The following is a 16,495-nucleotide window of genomic DNA, read 5'->3' as shown; positions in this document are numbered from 1 at the left end:
AAGTTGAGATGATCGTTATTTTGTTCAGATCCTTAAGTCAATTGATTATGCCCTAATTCGATATCATATTATCTTTTATTTGGATGCTAACATATGTTAGTGTTCTTTCGTTGTTTATGTACATACCAAAAAAAATTTATTTGGAAAAAATATTTTTTGCTCAATAAAATCTATCACTGGAGTTAAGGTTGATTTATGTTCATTTTTAAAAAAAATAACTCAAATATAGTAAGTAATCCCTCTAGCATCAATCTTGGCAGTTTTACAAGAGTTCCTAATGAAATACTCTTGCATGTTATGTATTTCCTTGATCTTCAATCACTAAGTCGTTTTGCAAGAACTAATAAGGATATTAATTATCAAGTACATCAGTTAAGTAAAGCGTTTAATGTAACTTTAGTTGATATAGGCTGCGAGGGAACTTATAGTCATTTACATCAAAAATACTCAAAATTCCTAGTGGCCTCTCAAAAACGTCAAAAGGAATTACAATCAATCAAAGAAGTTAGAGAGTCAATAAATCAACAAAGAAAAGACCTGGAAGACAATCCAGCAAACAGAAGCAGTTGTATTTCCAAAGAAGAAAAAACGTTTACGGTTGTGTGTTGTGTATTAGGAACTGTTGGTGGTTCATTATTCGCTTGCTGTTTTCCTGTAAATTGGGGTTTATCTGCACTTATAGGTGGAATATCAACAACCCCAATCCCTTTGATCGTATCGCGAGCAACAAAATGTATGTGTCAAAAATGTATTGAATGCAAAGCCAGTTCACTTGAATTGAGAGAACAGAATTTAGATAACAATTTCCCACCACCTTCTAAAATGCTAAAGTAATGTGGTGAGGCTGACTACTACTTTTGCAATAAAACTGAAAGGGGCTGAGCTTTCATAACAGCCTTTTTTCCAGTTACAAGTCTTTCCTTTTTGCTAATCCCTCGCGACCTTACGAAGTTAGGACTTACGAAAAACTCCAATGTCAAGGCAAAAAATGTTTTAATAAGGGAGTTTAGATAAACCAAATGACCGAATTAAAAACATTTTTTAACGATGAGACCGGGGGTTTTTGTAAGCCCTCGAAGTTTTAGGTTTTTAGCTGCTTTTCTACTCTGGCAGCATTCATTATTTCCTCAATTGCAGGGTTGGCACTTAAAGCAGCGCGGATTTTTTGGAAATCGCAACAGCTTGGTTTGGCAAATGCATTGATGAAGTCATGAGCATTCTCATTGTAATTATTGTCTTTGTTTTCAGCTATTTTTCTTTTGATTTCAATAATGGTATTGGCTATATTCTCTTCTTTTGAAGGGTCAATTTTCCCTACCATGTCTCGTATTTCTTTGATAATGGTTGGAACTGAACCATCTTGATTTGTAAGTAATTCATCATTATTTGATACCGTGTAGACTGCCAAAATATTTTCCTCTCTTTCATTGACAGGTATCTTCATGATACTAATATGTAATTTTGTTTTATCGGGTAAAGTAGGTATTTCTTGTCTGGTATCTGTATCTTCTTTAATTAAAATATTTTCAAACTTAGGTAGTACTATTTTTTCTGGGTTCTCTTGTTCCGCTTCAGCAATTTGTTTTGCAGTTTGCTCCCAAGTAGTAATCGTTTTTTCGTCAATCTTCTCGGCATTTTCAAGTGCAGTAGTCTTGATGAAGTGTAACGCGTTATTAATAATTTGTTCCCTATCCATAGTTTTAGTGCAACTAATGAAATTATCCCTACAAATTTGTTTTGCTATATCTAATTGTAAATTTTTATTTTTAGAAAATTGTAATATAGTCAAAAGAAGCAGAATTTTTTGTTCAGGGTTGTCCGCTTTATTAAAGAGAGAAAAATAATAGTTTGATGTTTTGGCTAAGAGGGCTTTTTCTGGATTCAAAAAGCTAAATGTGGGTGGTTTATTTTTTGTTGCATGGTTTTTTAGTATGTTAGCAACTGAGATCTCATCGAGTTCATAGCCAGGATTATTTGGTTGTTGTCGTTGGAATTGAGTGAATAAATGTTGTATTTGTTGCGAGATAGGGAGATTTTCCATCTCAGGGATATTAGTAAATGACCTTAAGTGTTTGGGAACAGTTGATGGTTCAAAAAAATAGGGGAAAATATTTTTATAAGTCTCTAGAGGAAATGTAATATTTAGTACATCCAGTTGTGGAAAATCACTTTTGAGAATGGGCGGATTTAAACCATGATGAACATGCATCAAGGCTACTACAGTTTCAGCAAAGCTCCCTGTGCCACGCTCTAAGGGTTGAGTATTTCCAATTAACCACGATAACTCAGCTAGTTTCTCATAAAAGACCGTAAGCTTGTCTCGATAGTCAGAATATTTTTCCGCAAAGGATAAATCCATAGACCAGATTTCTGCAAATAAATTTTCAATATTAGGCCAGGTGGCATTTAATGGTGCCAGGCCATGTTGCCACATTAAGTTAGGTGCAACATTAGTCTCGTCAACAGGCCCACTCCAAGTGTATCTGGTTTCCTCAATACTATTGACTTGAAGGTCATTATAAAATAGGCCATAACTCACAGAGTAGCCTTTTTTGTTTAGTCTTACGTCATCGGAAAAATAAAACACATTTCTAATAAGAGGTAATGCAAATGCATACTGAGCTCTAACAGGTGTGTTATAATCTTCAGACTTTCGTAATCGACCTACTGCATCACTTCGTCCAGTCTGCAGAAGAAATTCGGATACTTTTTCAAGAACGAAAGCAGCTAAATACGTCTTACTGCTTGAGGGTAAAAGGGAGTTAAAAGGTAGTTTGCTTGGGGTAACATGATATGTTGAATTAGATAATAACTTATTGAGCTCATGAACTAATTCCATTCGTTTAGCACCAAATTGTATATCATCATTGATTTTCCCAGCTTTGTTTCCATAAAACTCTTTAAGTTTATCTATATGTTGCGGTTTTACATAGCGTGAAAAACAAGGTGCAGCGTCACAATATTCAGTTTTAACTTTCGAATAAACTTCTTTAATAGTTTGTAGATGAGGATGATCTTTGGGAAGAGCAGTAACTAGTTTATTAATTTTGTCGAAAGGAGTGGATGCAAATAAATTTAAAAATAAATACCTAATTTCTTCCTTTACCTCTTTTTCATCAGCTGAGTTGAATCGATCTGGATCAAACACCTCAATTGCTGCAAGACGATAATGGTTTTTAAATAGAGCAAGTATCAGTTTGCCATTATCTCTATTTTTTAATTTCCTGAGATCTCCACTGATATAAGCATTAAATTTATCGTTTGAAGTAACTGTTCTTACATTCCTAATACGCTTTATTACCTCGTCATTGAGATCTAAGTTTTCCATAATGACTGCAATACATTTGTGGGCTTGTTTATTATAAAGTGAACCAATTTTAGAGAAAGTTTCATCCAAACTCATATTTTTCGCATTTGCTAACCAAATTTTACTAAATATTGCAGGACTGTCCTCATCTGAAGCTTCTATTTCCAACAATTCTATTGATTGAGAGACAAAAGGCCATTCTCGGAGTGATTGAAAAGATATCACGCAATCATTTTGCACTAGAGTTTGCATTAAACGCCAAAAAGAAGAGCTATCATACCCTTCCATAAATTCAAATCCAGGTGCTGTTGTATAATCGACTTGATTTTGTCCTAAAAACTTGAAAATAAGTTCTAAGCATTTTTTAAAAGCGGGGCCATTTTCATCACGGAAACCTATTACAGAATAACTGTATAGCATCGCATGAAGATTTTTTTTCAAAAACTTAACATAGTTAGGGAGTGAGTCGTCGTTGATTTGTTTTTGAAAATCATCAATGACCTTATAAGTTGTATCAGGATATTCCATCAACAAACGATGAAAAATATCCTCAGGTAATTTGTAAACATCAAGAAATAAACCTTGGTCCAAAAAAACATCTAAAATCTGAACTGCCTTATCGAAGGAACTACGATGTTCATTAATTTTAGGAGCAATCAGAATATCCCTAATTAATTCTGCAAATTCGTTTATATCGCTAATTTTGTTGTCTTTTAAAAGAGCTTTACAGTTTTCAACATCAAGATTCAGAATAGCAGCGTGAAGCAAGAGATTGGATGTGCTCAACATTATTTTTTTCCAAGAACATCTTTTAATGTAATATAGCATAAAAATTTGAACAAAATGGTTTTGGACTCGTATTAAGTTGAACTCACTTTCAGTAGTTTTACAGCTATATCCGATGAGTAATCCATAGGTAAACGTTTATAAACATAGCCATGGCGGTTGAGTGATATGACAATTTTATTGTCGCAAGCATCAACTCCTTTGATTGTTCTTAACGGACTTAAGCTACTGCACGCAAGTCGAGTCGTCCCCCTGTTTCATCAATGTAATAATTGTTTGCCTTAGTCAATGCCAGTACGTCTGGAATAGATAAGAGTAACTCACAAGCGCCTTGATTACCTAGCCTTAGAGCCAGGCGAAGTAACTCATTCTCATTTCCTGGAATGGTTCCAGCAGGAGCCAAGGCTTTTATACCGGGGATGCTTAGCAAAAAACGAATATCATCAAGTAATGCTTCATCATTACGACGGATTAAATTACGTAACATATAAAAGCCTTCCAGGCATCCCGACTTTGTGACTAAATCAAAGACACCATCCGGGTTACTTTGCTTAAAGGCATCGCGCATTTCTTTTAACCTGTTCACATGGCTGGTAATAAACGGATTGACGTACTTCTCTCCATATTCAAATTCGTGTATTTCTGCGTACGCGAGCATAACCGGAGAGTTGAGCAAAAAATTAATGACATCACGATGACCTATTCCAACTGCTGCCCAGCGAAAAGCATAATAATTTTCAGCTTGAATCATTGCTGTAACTTCAGTTGGCGCCAATTCACATAAATGTTTTATCACATGGAGGTGTCCATTTTCTGCCGCCAGACGAAAGGCTTGGTAATTTTCTGCCTGAATCATCGCTATAACTTCAGTTGGCGCCAATTCACATAAACGATTTAGCACATGCAGATGTCCATTTTCTGCAGCCAGGCCAAAAGCATGGTAATTTTCTGCCTGAATCATCTTCACAATCTCATCAGGTATTAAAGAAAGAGATATTGTATCCAAGGCAGTTAAACAACCGGTTATTGCAGCAACAAAACAAATAACCTCGCTTTTTATTCCTTTACTGTGAACATCATTCCAGAATTGTTTGGAGTTCCTGTCAAAATGAGCATAATATAGACACAACAATTGCCTCACCTGTTCCATATTCTTTGTTCTCGGTAAAAAGATATGGATTGCTTCTTTATAAGATAAAGTCATAAGAGATAATTCATACACACTGATAAAATGCTGAAATAAATTTTCCCATAGAGCCCATGGTATTAATCGTATCTGCGGATTGTTCTCATGGTTTTCTATATTATGAATTGTTAGATTAGTCATAGAACCAAACAGATAAAAAAACAAACTAAATAATTATAAATTGATCATAATTAAGCTTAATGGTCGAAAAAGGACAATCTACGGTTAAAAGAGGACAATATGAAATATCATAAAAGTTATTTGTTTTTCTTTGTTTTGGATAAATAGTCTACAATTTTAGTAGGATGACTATAAATAAGTATTTCAATTTCTTTCGTTCTTATAAGTGAGACGAGCACAAACAGAAGGAGCTGATTTTGCTCTGGTAAAAACAATTCGGGAAGAACTTATTATTCTGAAAGACAGGGAGTTTATCATGTTATATTGGGCCTTAATTTTTCTTATTGTTGCAATTGTGGCAGGTTTATTTGGATTTAGAGGCGTAGCATCAGCCGCAACAGGGATAGCTAAAGTTCTGTTCTTCCTCTTTATAGTAATATTTATTGTACTCTTGGTCTTTAGTCTTTTGGGTGGTACACCAGAGCCTGTTGTCATTGTAAAGCCATAGCTACATCCTATATAAGTCCTGTTAATGATGTATTTTGTTGTTTTAATTGATAATCAAGCTGCTTTTACGGAAAGAATTGAAACAGTCGTTGAAGTAGCTTGAGATAGACTCTATAATCTGGCTTGCTCACACACTGACAGGATAAAAAATGAATGTGAATAGTGAAAACGCTCAACCAGGCGAAGCTGTAACTGCTGAAGATTATTCCAGGGCAATGAATTTTATAGGTCAAAATTTATTGTCATCATTAAACCAATCTGTGGAAAAGTTACCGCCACCGTTTCGTAATCGCAGGCTAGTTTGTCAGGCTTTGTCTGCATTTTTGACTAATGTTATTTATAAACAGTTTCCAGAGCAACCTGAATCATGCCAACAAATGCTCGATGATATTACCAAGCATGTCAGTATGCAACTAGACAACGTCTCGCAACCATCAAAGTAAAGCGGTAGTAGTCTATCTCAGTTAAGGTGGTCGGAGTTGAAATCAAATAAAACATGTGTTTCAGTCAGAATATGCCAATTATCGGGTCTGTTTACTTTTTAGTTTCGTCTTTTGCTTTGATTGCAAGATTTTTATCAAATTCCCCAGCAAATCAATTCCAGAAAGAGTTGCTGGGAGGCGAAGAAGACAGTCAGGCATTTTAATCCAGTAAGCTTTGACTAACCTTTTAAACCAACAGGAAAAATGATATTGATTGAATTCCCTGATTGCCATTGGACAGCGCCGCCCCGGCCATTGGTCAAGGTGTATGCTACAGCAAAGCGAGGTTCTGTTGGGTTATTGCTTATGTAACTGCAGGTGACTTGACCTGTTGTGCTGTTGTAGCTGGTCGTTTCATTGTAATAATTTCCAAGTTGGGCTGGAACATCATGGGCTAGCGAAATGGATTTAAAATAAATAGGATTATTTTGAGACAAAATATTTTCCATGCCATAACCACCAATGTAATCTCCAAAATTAGTGATGACATTTGGCCCTCCCTGGGTAATAGGGCAATAGATATCCACCATCATACCGATAGGACTTGCCTTGATAACAGGCGAAAAGGTAATAGCAGAAAGCAATAACAACGAGTATACAGGACTGGATTTTTTCATTGAAACTTCCTTTTTCAGTTATTTGATAAGTTGTTGGTTTGACCTGAGGCTCTGTTCGTCATTAGTTTAGATTAAAATCATACTATCCATATTGTAAGTCAAGACGTACAGAGAATAGGGTCAAGGATAATCATGTTGCACGACATTTTGATTGTCAATGCCCATGAGTCTATGCTTAAAAATAGTCCTTTAAGCTATAATCTAAGCAGACTATTAAGAATTTGGTTTCCCAGCAAGGTTGCCTTGCCCCTTGCCTGATTGATTAATACGACGACTCCCAGTTTTTTTGCAGGTGAAAAACCAATAAAGGTGCTAAATCCCTGATTTGCTCCATTTTTAGTGATCACAATCTGCCTCCCTCTTTTCACTCTTTGCCAACCTAATCCCATAACAAAATTTGGGTTGACTTCAAAAAATGGTTGTTGGGCATACTGCATCGCAGAAAGCAATTCTGGTGATGCGGTGCCAGGTTGAATTCCTAAATTTGCTTTTAAAAATACCAGCATGTCAGCTGCAGAAGATCGCAAAGCACCTCCGCCTAGAAAATTGGCAGGTCTATAATAAGGTGCTGGCTTATTTTTAGGTCGATAACCTTGAGCTTCATAGTTAGCGAGGCTTTCTGGTACATTAAAAAAAGTATGGGACATTCCCAATGGCTTGGTAATATTCGATTTTAACAGATTAGGTAAAGTCTCGTTTGAGGCGTTTTCCAATACGTATCCCAAATACCCAAAACCAATATTGGAATATTTATAATGAGTTCCTGTTTTTACTGGAGGACGCCATGTTTTAAGACGGGCAAAGAAAGCCTGTATATTGCCTTTATTAACACCAAATTGCTCCATTTGTTTAGGAAAGCTTGCTGTGTGAGTCGCCAGATGCACAATTTGAACCCTGTCAATTGGTAGTCCATTGGTTTTTGAAAGTTCAGGTGTATATTGAACGGCATAATCTGTTACATTCAATTTTCCTTTCTGAACTTCCAGTGCTATAAGAGTGCTAATGAATATTTTGGTAATCGATGCCAATTCAAAAATAGTATTTTTAGTCACTGGTTTCTTACTTTTCCGGTCAGCAAATCCAAAATTATAATAATAATCCTTTCCATTATAATAAATGGCAATGGCTAACCCGGGAGTCTGATGTGCATAAATAAATGGTTGAACCAGTTGATTAATTAGATTATCCAGCCTGGATGGTTGTGCCAAAAGAATTGGACTACCAAACCATAAAATGAGTGAAAAAAAGCATAAGCTAATGTATTTTGATTTCATGATTAATGTCTTTTTGGAAAAATATAATAATTATCTTTTCTTTATTTTGCATCATCAGGTCATGTTGCAGCGATTCTATCCTGGCTATGTAAGAGCTCCAGAGCAAAAACCGTATTTGAGTTCTGCAAATTGGTAACCTTACCACTCTTGATTAATTATCGTTCTTTTTTAGAAAAGAGCCAAATAATTGCTTTGTAAATCAATACTGTTTTTAAGCCTTGTAAGTATATTTCTCTCTAGTGTTTTTTGTCTTCAACTATTTCCAAAAAACCGAATACAGATACTTTTCCTATAACTTACAATGAGTTACTATTAGACACCATGGCTATTCCTACTGCTTTTGAACATTTATTTTTAATTCTTAGCGGTTATCAATGGATTACAAACACTTCGGACAAGAAAATCCAGTGTTTGTTGTCATTACAATATTGAGTATCGCCCATAATAGAAAAGGAAGACTTTATTGTTTTCGATAATCAGCAACAACTTTTACAAATACTTTCTGGCTCACTAATTAAAGAGGTAGATAATGTGGATTTTTAAAGATATTACCGACCGCTATTTTAAGAAAATTTTGGATAGCTACCAATTGCAGGCAGATGAAAAAACATACAAAGGCAAAGAAGCGGAATTATTAATTCAACGAAACGAGCTTGCCAGATGTTTGATTAAAACCATTTCATTAATGGAAGTTAAAACCCAAGAGGATTATGCTAACTATTTTAAACGGATCTCTGATGAAATTAACTCGGCATTACAAGCAGCCAAAAATGCTGTCAAAGAATATAATGAAGAAAAGAATACTGATTTCACAACAGATTTGTATGAAAATTTTTTTACATACAGTTTAGTCAATTTTATTGAAGTGGTAGCTGACCTGTTTCAAAAAAGTCCTTCTATTATTACTCATATCATGGATGAATCATTGTTTTGTAATAATAGAAATGTACCTTGGGTGTATCAGTTTTCTTTTGTATTCTATGATTATATCCTTGATAAGGAATATGAGTTTATAACCACTAAAGCCAGCAGAGATATTTTTGATGCAAAAAAACAATTGGTTCTTAAATATATCCAGAAGGCGGCCGATCTTTATCCTCGCTATGAAAAAGGAGAGTTCTCTGATTGTCATGAGATGGTGAATATCCTGTTACTTAGCATGCGTTCTGAAGAAAATAATTTACAAAAGCGCAGAAATCAGGACAGTAGTGCAAATTCTATGTACTCTTATTTTACACAAACACTTTATAATGCTTCCGGTAAATTAATGGGTAAAGGTCAACTGGGGCAAAAAATAGATTTATTGATAGAGGAATTTAATGAAAGAGCAATGAATAAGGGGCCATCTTATACTTAATTCTTTATTTTCCAAAGCAAGACAGAAAGGTCACTTGATTAGTAGTAAAAACATCAATTCAAATTGATTTTGTTAATCAGTGACGCTTTGAATTTAAGCCTGTTAATTAGGTTTATTATTGGGAAGTGCTTTTTTATCTTCTAAAATAGTCATTAATCCTGAAATATCATCGCTTTTAAGGAATTCGAGAATTCTTTTAGGATCATGGCCTTCAAAATTCCACTGCCCATAAAATCGGTCATCAGAATGAAACGGCTTATTTCTAATTAACTCGATAGAATGGTGAAGGTGCTTCAGGTTTTTCAATAGTAATATGAAGTCATTTTTATCGTAATTTTTTAGAGCTGCTTTAAAAACAAATATCAAAAAATGTCCAATTTCAATTTCGTTGAGTTTATTGATTAATGCTTTGATACAGGTATCTGTGGAACTGATTTCAAGTAATGATATACGGATAGAATTTAATACGCCGCTAATGCCGGAAATAGGGCATAAATTTTGCCAGTTTTGAATTAATATGGGATATAGACCTGTAAATAATTTAATTTTTAATTCAGGGCTATCCTGATGTAATGTTTTGACTAAGGAAGGCTGAGCCCCAAAAAATGCCATTGAGCACCTCAGCCCTTTATTATTATCCCTTTTGCAAATGATGGTTTCTTTTTCTAATTTGTTTTCAGGTTGTTCTATACCTGGATCTTCTTTGGAGCATTTCAATTGAGGTGGGAGGAAGTTTTCACATAACTCGCATAAATAATGTTTGTACCCTTTTTCTAAATATTGAGAACTGGAAATAGCTTGTTTTATTTTTTTTAAAAGTTCAACGTGCCCTTCTTGGATACAGTAATCCAATAACTCTTCGGGTTTTTGAAATTTTTCATATAAGCATTCATTACGTCTGATATTTCCATAAGTACCTGTATAAAACTCATGGTGGTCCAAATAGGTTCTGGCCGCTGTTCGTCCTGACTCGATCAGGGCTTCTTTTGTATCTTGACTAAGCGTTAGATTAGTCAAAGCAATGGATGGAGTTTTGATTAAAATACTTTGATGCGCATGCCTCCTCAGTATTTGAAGATCTTCATACCAGTTTTCAGTAACATTGGGATGCCCTGTAATTAAGGAGTAGAATGTGTTGCTTAGCCATGACCATTTAGGTATTGGGTTTTGACTATAAAGAGCGTTCTCCTCAAGCCCATTATCAAACTGTAGAGCAAGTACACTGAAGTCAACATCATCCTTGTGTTTCAAAAAAGTTGTTTTATGTTCTTTTTCTGAAAAACAATGGGCAGGTAAATTATTACTGATTCCTCCATCGCTGTATACATTTCCTTTATAGCAGATGCGTTCAAAGGCAATAGGTAAATTTGCGGAAATAATAATGGCATCCGCGAGTGCCATAGAGGGTGTTGAATCAATGGAAAACACTTCATGTTTTTGGGTACTCAAATTTGTTCCAGTAATAAATAGTTTTTCTCCTAATTCACATTCAGGACATATTTTTTTTATTCTGGCTAAGGTTTGAAATGTTATATTCTCGGGGCAGCTGTATATATTTTCTTCTAAAAAGTTTTGAAGTTTTGTAAATCGCGCTTTGAATTTTTCATCGGATATAATATCCATTACTTTTTTTAAAATAACGTAATTTGCTGCTTGACGCATTAGTTTTGCCGAGCTAAGCCCCCCTTTATTAAATATTTGTTTTATGTTATTGAAATTAAAAATGAGCGGGCTATCAAGGAGCTTATCTTCATTAAACCAGGAAATAATTTGTTTTATTTCAGAACAATTATAACCCAGATAAGCAAACGCAGCGACCATTGCACCAGCAGAGCTTCCAGAAAATTCAGTAAACTGTAATCCATGCCTGTTTAGTTCATCCAGGGCGCCTATATGTGCCAGTATTCTTGAACCCCCGCCACTGAAAACAATACGATACGGTATGGGGGCTTGTTCAGTGACAGAGATACTAAAATCATAGGAGTCAAAAGTAATATTTAAGGTATCAGAGATGAACCATGGTTCTTTTGTCTGTAGTGGTGTAGACGATTTTGAATCTTTTAATTTATCCTGCTGAGAAACTTCTTGCTTTGTTTTCATACCGATAATCCCTTATATAAAACAAATTCTAAGTTATTTTTTACGATTCTTTTGCTACAGCCATCACAATCAATCGGGTATTTAAAACGCTTCCGTCATAAAGTTTTTGTCTTGAGAGTCATCTCCTTTTTTAAATTTTTGATGTTTAGTCATTGGGTATTTTAAGTCAAATTGAATAGGTTAAGATCTTATGGATCAATAATTAACATAAATGGTCTTTGAGCAGACGTCAACTTGTTTCAACAATTATTGAAAATGAAAATTTGAGTTGATAGAAAAATTATAAAGAGGAGTGAACTAAAGGAAAGTTTGTTCAAAAAATATTCACACAGTGTTATAATTACAAAGAGACAAGGATGATAGCAACGAGCCAAACGGACATGAATAGAATACATATGGGAACAAATAAAGAATTCCCAATCAAATCACATCTCAAGCCCTCAAAATCTTGTGGAGCTGATGACTCCAATTTTCAGGTTGATTTTTTATTGGATGTCATACAAAAGCTTTCTCTTGCAAAAGATCTGGAAACAATCATGTTCATTGTACGTAAGGCCGCACGTACATTGACTGGATCTGACGGTTCGACATTTGTATTGCGTGATGGCAATCAATGCTATTACGCAGAGGAAGACACGATTGCTCCTCTTTGGAAAGGTAAACGATTCTCTATGAGGGCTTGTATCAGTGGTTGGGTTATGGAACATCGACAATCCGTCGTTATTGAAGATATTTACTCCGATCCGAGAATTCCAGTTGATGCTTATCGACCGACTTTTGTAAAGAGCCTGGCAATGGTCCCTATTAGAACAGCTGCCCCTTTGGGTGCCATTGGAATTTATTGGGCAGAATATTACCTTCCTACAGAGGAACAATTAAATTGGCTGCAGGTACTTGCTGACAGCACATCCGTTGCAATGGAAAATGTGATGCTGCAATCAGAATTGGAGAAAGGGCAGAAAGAAACAACTGCTCAAATAGAAATGACTAGAAAATTAATGGAAGTCAATAAAAATCTTGAATGTGCCTTATATGAATTAAATCACCGCAATAAAGAAATGCAATGGTTGAAGGAGTTAAGTTCAACATTGCAAACCTGTTTATATATTAAGGAGGCCTATCATTTAATTGCTCTGTATGCTACTAAATTATTACCTGAAACATCGGGAATATTCTATGTCATGCATCCCTCACGTAATTATCTTGAAGCCATGAGCTCATGGGGCGACTCTGTGATAGAAGAAAGGATCATTAAACCAGATGATTGTTTGGGTTTACGACGTGGCTCGATGTATACAGTAGAAGATCCTCAAAAAGATTTAATATGCCCCCATCATCAAATCAATAGTAGTTTACGGCCTTATACCTGTATTCCTTTATTTGCTCAAAGCGATATTCTTGGTTTGGTTTGTATGGAATGGAACTCTTTTAAAAAGGAAGCAGAGGAAGAAATAAATAAAGAAAATAATCAGGAAATTCTCGCAAGTATGATGGCCGAGCAAATAGCGCTTGGTATTTCCAATATTATGCTTCGTGAAACCCTGCGTAACCAATCTTTACGAGATGCTCTCACAGGGCTTTATAATCGACGTTATTTGAATGAAGCATTGGACCGTGAATTAAATCGTTGTGCAAGAAAATCATTATCACTTGCCGTATTAATGTTGGATATTGATCATTTTAAACAATTTAATGATAAATTCGGACATGAAGCGGGAGACATGGTGATACAGGCTTTCGCTAATGTTTTGCGTCAAATTAGCAGAAAAGAGGACATAGCCTGCCGCTATGGAGGAGAAGAATTTATCCTGATTATACCAGAGATTGAGCTTGAAACAGCATTGCAAAGGGCTCAATCAATTCATGATGCGGTCAGTCGTATTCATTTACGTTATGGAGGAAATGCTTTAACCCAAATCACAATATCCATAGGATTAGCTATGTACCCCATGCATGGCAACAACATGCAAGATCTCATTACCGCTGCCGATAATGCGCTGTATGAAGCTAAAAATTCAGGGCGCAATAAAACGGTGTTGCATCATAAAAATTAAGGCATTTTGTCGTAATCAATACAAATTAGCTGACATGTTTTCATGCATTAATCAATCTATTAAGGCGATGCCTGGGTATTTCTGTAATGATTTTCGCTATAGTAACCTCAAACTTTATGTACCTTATTTTCGATATTGGTTGTGCGGGGATGCATCTTTTTCCTTATCCTGGGTTTGTGTGTCTTTAAAAAGGCTTAAATTAACAAGAGAAGTGATCCCTGCAGGTGTTATTATCGACACCGTTGACCTTTGAATTTGACGGCTATTAACTTGTTCACCAGTCGATTTCCTTGCATCCTGCGCTAGAAACTGTAATTGGCTTTTAAACAAATCCAGGCTTTCGATTTTAGAAACACGTTGTGATGAAAGTTCAGCAATAAGCTTGTCACAAGCATCAATTCTTGCTTTATCGTCTTTAATATCAGCTATTCTTTCAAATACATCTCTTACTGATCTTGGTACATCATGGATTATAAATCGATTTCTTTTAAGGGCACACAGAATCACCTCTTCATCCTCTTTATAATCTCTGGAAAAATTTTTATACAAAACGGGTTGTATTTCGATGGCTGCCATAATAATTTCTTTATCGTTCCTGAATAGATGCGCAGGATCTTTCTTGAGTTTATCCAGATACATGAGAAAAAAGGGGTCATGTTTTACCCGACACAATGTTTGATACCAGCTTTTATAGCTTTCCATGAAATTCTTATAAAAATCTTGTGTTGGCAGAGGAATATAGGGGAAATATTCCTTGAAAAGAAACTGCCATAACTTATCATTTTGTTCATCAATGAGGTGTTTTTTCATTTCTGATGATGTAAATGTCAAGCTCCATAAATCATTCCAGGCACCAAGGTAGGAGCCAATTACAGTCAGCTCATCTTGACAAAGGTCATTTAATGATTTGCTAACAAGATTCTTTAAATGGGTACTGTTTGTCATTTTTTACCTCCTGATTGTGGTTTTGTGTTTCCTATCATGTTTTTTAATGCGCAAATATGACTTCAAGATGACTATAATGCTTTCTTTTTATTAAGAGAATATTAATAGTTAACAATAAATGGTTTTATTTTTTTTACTGGGTGATTTTTTTCAAGGGAAGCATTGTAGGTCTTGGTCTGCTAGTTAGATGAATAAAATACTGTAGACCATTCAATGAATGGCTACCTGAAAGGCTGGAAATTGGAGTATTCTGTAGAAAAGGGTCTTTTTATTTAAGTACTTTAGGCAAGTGATTTAAGTGTCGTATAACTCGATTGCGAATAATCAGTATTTGCTTTTTTAAAGAAAGACAGCGAGGTGCTTTTCAACACAGGCTCTATCCTGTGGAAACTGATTAAATCTCCTGCTAAATAAGGTTTGGGTTTTTTACCATTAGTGTAGCACATCTCAGGGTATCGAATATCATTATCAGGATTTTGCATTTCTCTAAATTCAGAAAGGGGATAGGCTTTCTCTGCCCAAGGATCACAAATCACGGCTTCTTCTCCCCAGGTCGAAATATCATTGGGATCAGAGCCACTAACACGTCCAATCACTATCAAGCAGTGTTCTCCTATTGATGTTTGACAATAATCAAGCGGCGCAACTCCTCTAGATTGAAGATAACAGAATGCTGTTTGTGCTTGTTCCCCGCAATTACCAAATCCGTATTTCAAGAGTGCCGCATGAGTTAGCTTAGAGATGATGTCAAATCCTGCTTTACCATTATGTGAACGAGCATAGGCGACTGCTTGCTGATGAACCTCTTTTCTTAAGTGAATAATTCTTTCTGGTTCCCAGGTTGTCTTCTTTGAATCTTTCTCGGTATTGGAACCATAAATTAGTTTGGATTTTACATATTTTATCGCGTTCAGGGCTTCATTCAGATTTTCTGTGAGCATTGAATAAATCTCAGAGTGTAAAACAGAATTATTATTATATCAAATAAAACACAATATGTTAATATTTTGATCCATTGGGTTTGTTTTTTCATTGTGAGATTTTATTTTTGGGAAAATCAAGCAATTGCGAAGGTCATGTAATGGAGAGTTTTTTGCTGCTTAGAAATAGTCAGATTTTTTGTTCGCACAGTTATTATTCAATAGATAAACATAATTCAACATATTAGATTAAAGCTTAATCTATCTATTGTTTTTAACACTCAATCATTATTAATGCGGGTGTTTTACTAAAGAAAGATCTGTGTAAAATAAAGAACAAATTGTTTTTTTATTGCTTAATGTTGTCTTAATGTTATCCATGTATAATGCTACCAATTTTAACAATCAAGGTGTTTAGCACATGAAACCAAGCAGTGAAAAAAGTAAAGAAATTCGTAAAAAATATAAAGCACCAGGCGCTTCTGATGAGCAACTGGCTAATTCTATCAAGGTAGCTTCAGAATTCGAATATAAAAACAGCAGCACTTTTGGTTGGGGTGGTGTATATATGGTTGACCGATTTCAATCAATGATTACAGGTCGAGCAATCACTAACAATACACAAAGGTTATTGGATGCTCAAATACTTGAGGAAGAAGTGTCTAAATCAAACTTAAAACAATAACACATTTATCCTGGGGCAAGTCTTTCACTTTTCTTACGTCTAATAGTCAAAAGTAAGACTTGAACCCCGGCTTTCTCTTTTTCAAGACTTACGACCCCCTCCCCAATCTCTTTGTTAAAAAAAGTTTTTAATTTGGTCATTTAGTTTATCTAAAC

13 protein-coding genes and 1 pseudogene are annotated in these 16,495 nt (G+C 35.2%); 6 read left to right on the top strand and 8 right to left on the bottom strand.

The features are described from left to right. Positions 1–195 precede the first annotated feature (195 nt). Positions 196–834 (top strand): hypothetical protein, encoded by a 639-nt coding sequence (locus OQJ02_RS12115; protein ID WP_265719269.1) that lies wholly within the window; start codon positions 196–198, stop codon positions 832–834. 247 nt (positions 835–1,081) lie between these two features. Here OQJ02_RS12115 and OQJ02_RS15480 read toward each other — a convergent pair. Both OQJ02_RS15480 and OQJ02_RS12105 read right to left on the bottom strand, forming a co-directional pair. Beyond that, positions 1,082–1,498 (bottom strand): annotated as a pseudogene (locus OQJ02_RS15480) (hypothetical protein); the annotation flags it as partial. 2,815 nt (positions 1,499–4,313) lie between these two features. Next, positions 4,314–5,420, bottom strand: a complete 1,107-nt coding sequence (locus OQJ02_RS12105; RefSeq protein ID WP_265719267.1) for a hypothetical protein — start codon at positions 5,418–5,420, stop codon at positions 4,314–4,316. 295 nt (positions 5,421–5,715) lie between these two features. Here OQJ02_RS12105 and OQJ02_RS12100 point away from each other — a divergent pair, with 295 nt between their 5' ends. Beyond that, positions 5,716–5,907: a DUF1328 domain-containing protein gene (locus OQJ02_RS12100; RefSeq protein ID WP_265719832.1), complete on the top strand. Its 192-nt coding sequence runs from the start codon at positions 5,716–5,718 to the stop codon at positions 5,905–5,907. Positions 5,908–6,055: 148 nt separating this feature from the next. Then, complete coding sequence (locus OQJ02_RS12095; protein WP_265719266.1) at positions 6,056–6,349, top strand: hypothetical protein; 294 nt, start codon at positions 6,056–6,058, stop codon at positions 6,347–6,349. 218 nt (positions 6,350–6,567) lie between these two features. On the opposite strand, the gene OQJ02_RS12090 is transcribed toward OQJ02_RS12095, so the two are convergent. Together OQJ02_RS12090 and OQJ02_RS12085 are read right to left on the bottom strand one after the other, a co-directional pair. After that, on the bottom strand, positions 6,568–7,005 hold the full coding sequence (locus OQJ02_RS12090) for a hypothetical protein (RefSeq protein ID WP_265719265.1): 438 nt from the start codon (positions 7,003–7,005) through the stop codon (positions 6,568–6,570). 194 nt (positions 7,006–7,199) lie between these two features. Next, complete coding sequence (locus OQJ02_RS12085; RefSeq protein WP_265719264.1) at positions 7,200–8,279, bottom strand: beta-lactamase; 1,080 nt, start codon at positions 8,277–8,279, stop codon at positions 7,200–7,202. A 529-nt stretch (positions 8,280–8,808) separates the two neighbouring features. Here OQJ02_RS12085 and OQJ02_RS12080 point away from each other — a divergent pair. Beyond that, positions 8,809–9,636: a hypothetical protein gene (locus OQJ02_RS12080; RefSeq protein ID WP_265719263.1), complete on the top strand. Its 828-nt coding sequence runs from the start codon at positions 8,809–8,811 to the stop codon at positions 9,634–9,636. Positions 9,637–9,738: 102 nt separating this feature from the next. On the opposite strand, the gene OQJ02_RS12075 is transcribed toward OQJ02_RS12080, so the two are convergent. Further along, the gene (locus tag OQJ02_RS12075; protein WP_265719262.1) at positions 9,739–11,736 is read right to left on the bottom strand and encodes a patatin-like phospholipase family protein; all 1,998 of its coding nucleotides are present in this window, start codon (positions 11,734–11,736) and stop codon (positions 9,739–9,741) included. 356 nt (positions 11,737–12,092) lie between these two features. On the opposite strand from OQJ02_RS12075, the gene OQJ02_RS12070 reads away from it, so the two are divergent. Further along, positions 12,093–13,790: a diguanylate cyclase gene (locus OQJ02_RS12070; protein ID WP_265719261.1), complete on the top strand. Its 1,698-nt coding sequence runs from the start codon at positions 12,093–12,095 to the stop codon at positions 13,788–13,790. Positions 13,791–13,913: 123 nt separating this feature from the next. Here the strand turns inward: OQJ02_RS12070 and OQJ02_RS12065 are convergent, their stop codons facing one another. Then, on the bottom strand, positions 13,914–14,735 hold the full coding sequence (locus OQJ02_RS12065; RefSeq protein ID WP_265719260.1) for a DUF4116 domain-containing protein: 822 nt from the start codon (positions 14,733–14,735) through the stop codon (positions 13,914–13,916). Positions 14,736–15,016: 281 nt separating this feature from the next. Continuing rightward, a complete protein-coding gene (locus tag OQJ02_RS12060; protein ID WP_265719259.1) occupies positions 15,017–15,676 on the bottom strand; it encodes a hypothetical protein in 660 nt (219 codons plus the stop codon). 400 nt (positions 15,677–16,076) lie between these two features. Here OQJ02_RS12060 and OQJ02_RS12055 point away from each other — a divergent pair, with 400 nt between their 5' ends. Continuing rightward, positions 16,077–16,340 (top strand): type IV secretion protein Dot, encoded by a 264-nt coding sequence (locus tag OQJ02_RS12055; RefSeq protein WP_265719258.1) that lies wholly within the window; start codon positions 16,077–16,079, stop codon positions 16,338–16,340. A 5-nt stretch (positions 16,341–16,345) separates the two neighbouring features. On the opposite strand, the gene OQJ02_RS12050 is transcribed toward OQJ02_RS12055, so the two are convergent. Further along, on the bottom strand, positions 16,346–16,480 hold the full coding sequence (locus OQJ02_RS12050; protein ID WP_265719257.1) for a hypothetical protein: 135 nt from the start codon (positions 16,478–16,480) through the stop codon (positions 16,346–16,348). Between the last annotated feature and the right edge of the window lie 15 nt (positions 16,481–16,495).

It is taken from the genome of Legionella sp. PATHC032 (genome assembly GCF_026191185.1).
In the GTDB taxonomy this organism is placed as follows: domain Bacteria; phylum Pseudomonadota; class Gammaproteobacteria; order Legionellales; family Legionellaceae; genus Legionella.
Note: the sequence above shows the minus strand (reverse complement) of the source record. Positions and strands in the feature narration are given on the sequence as shown.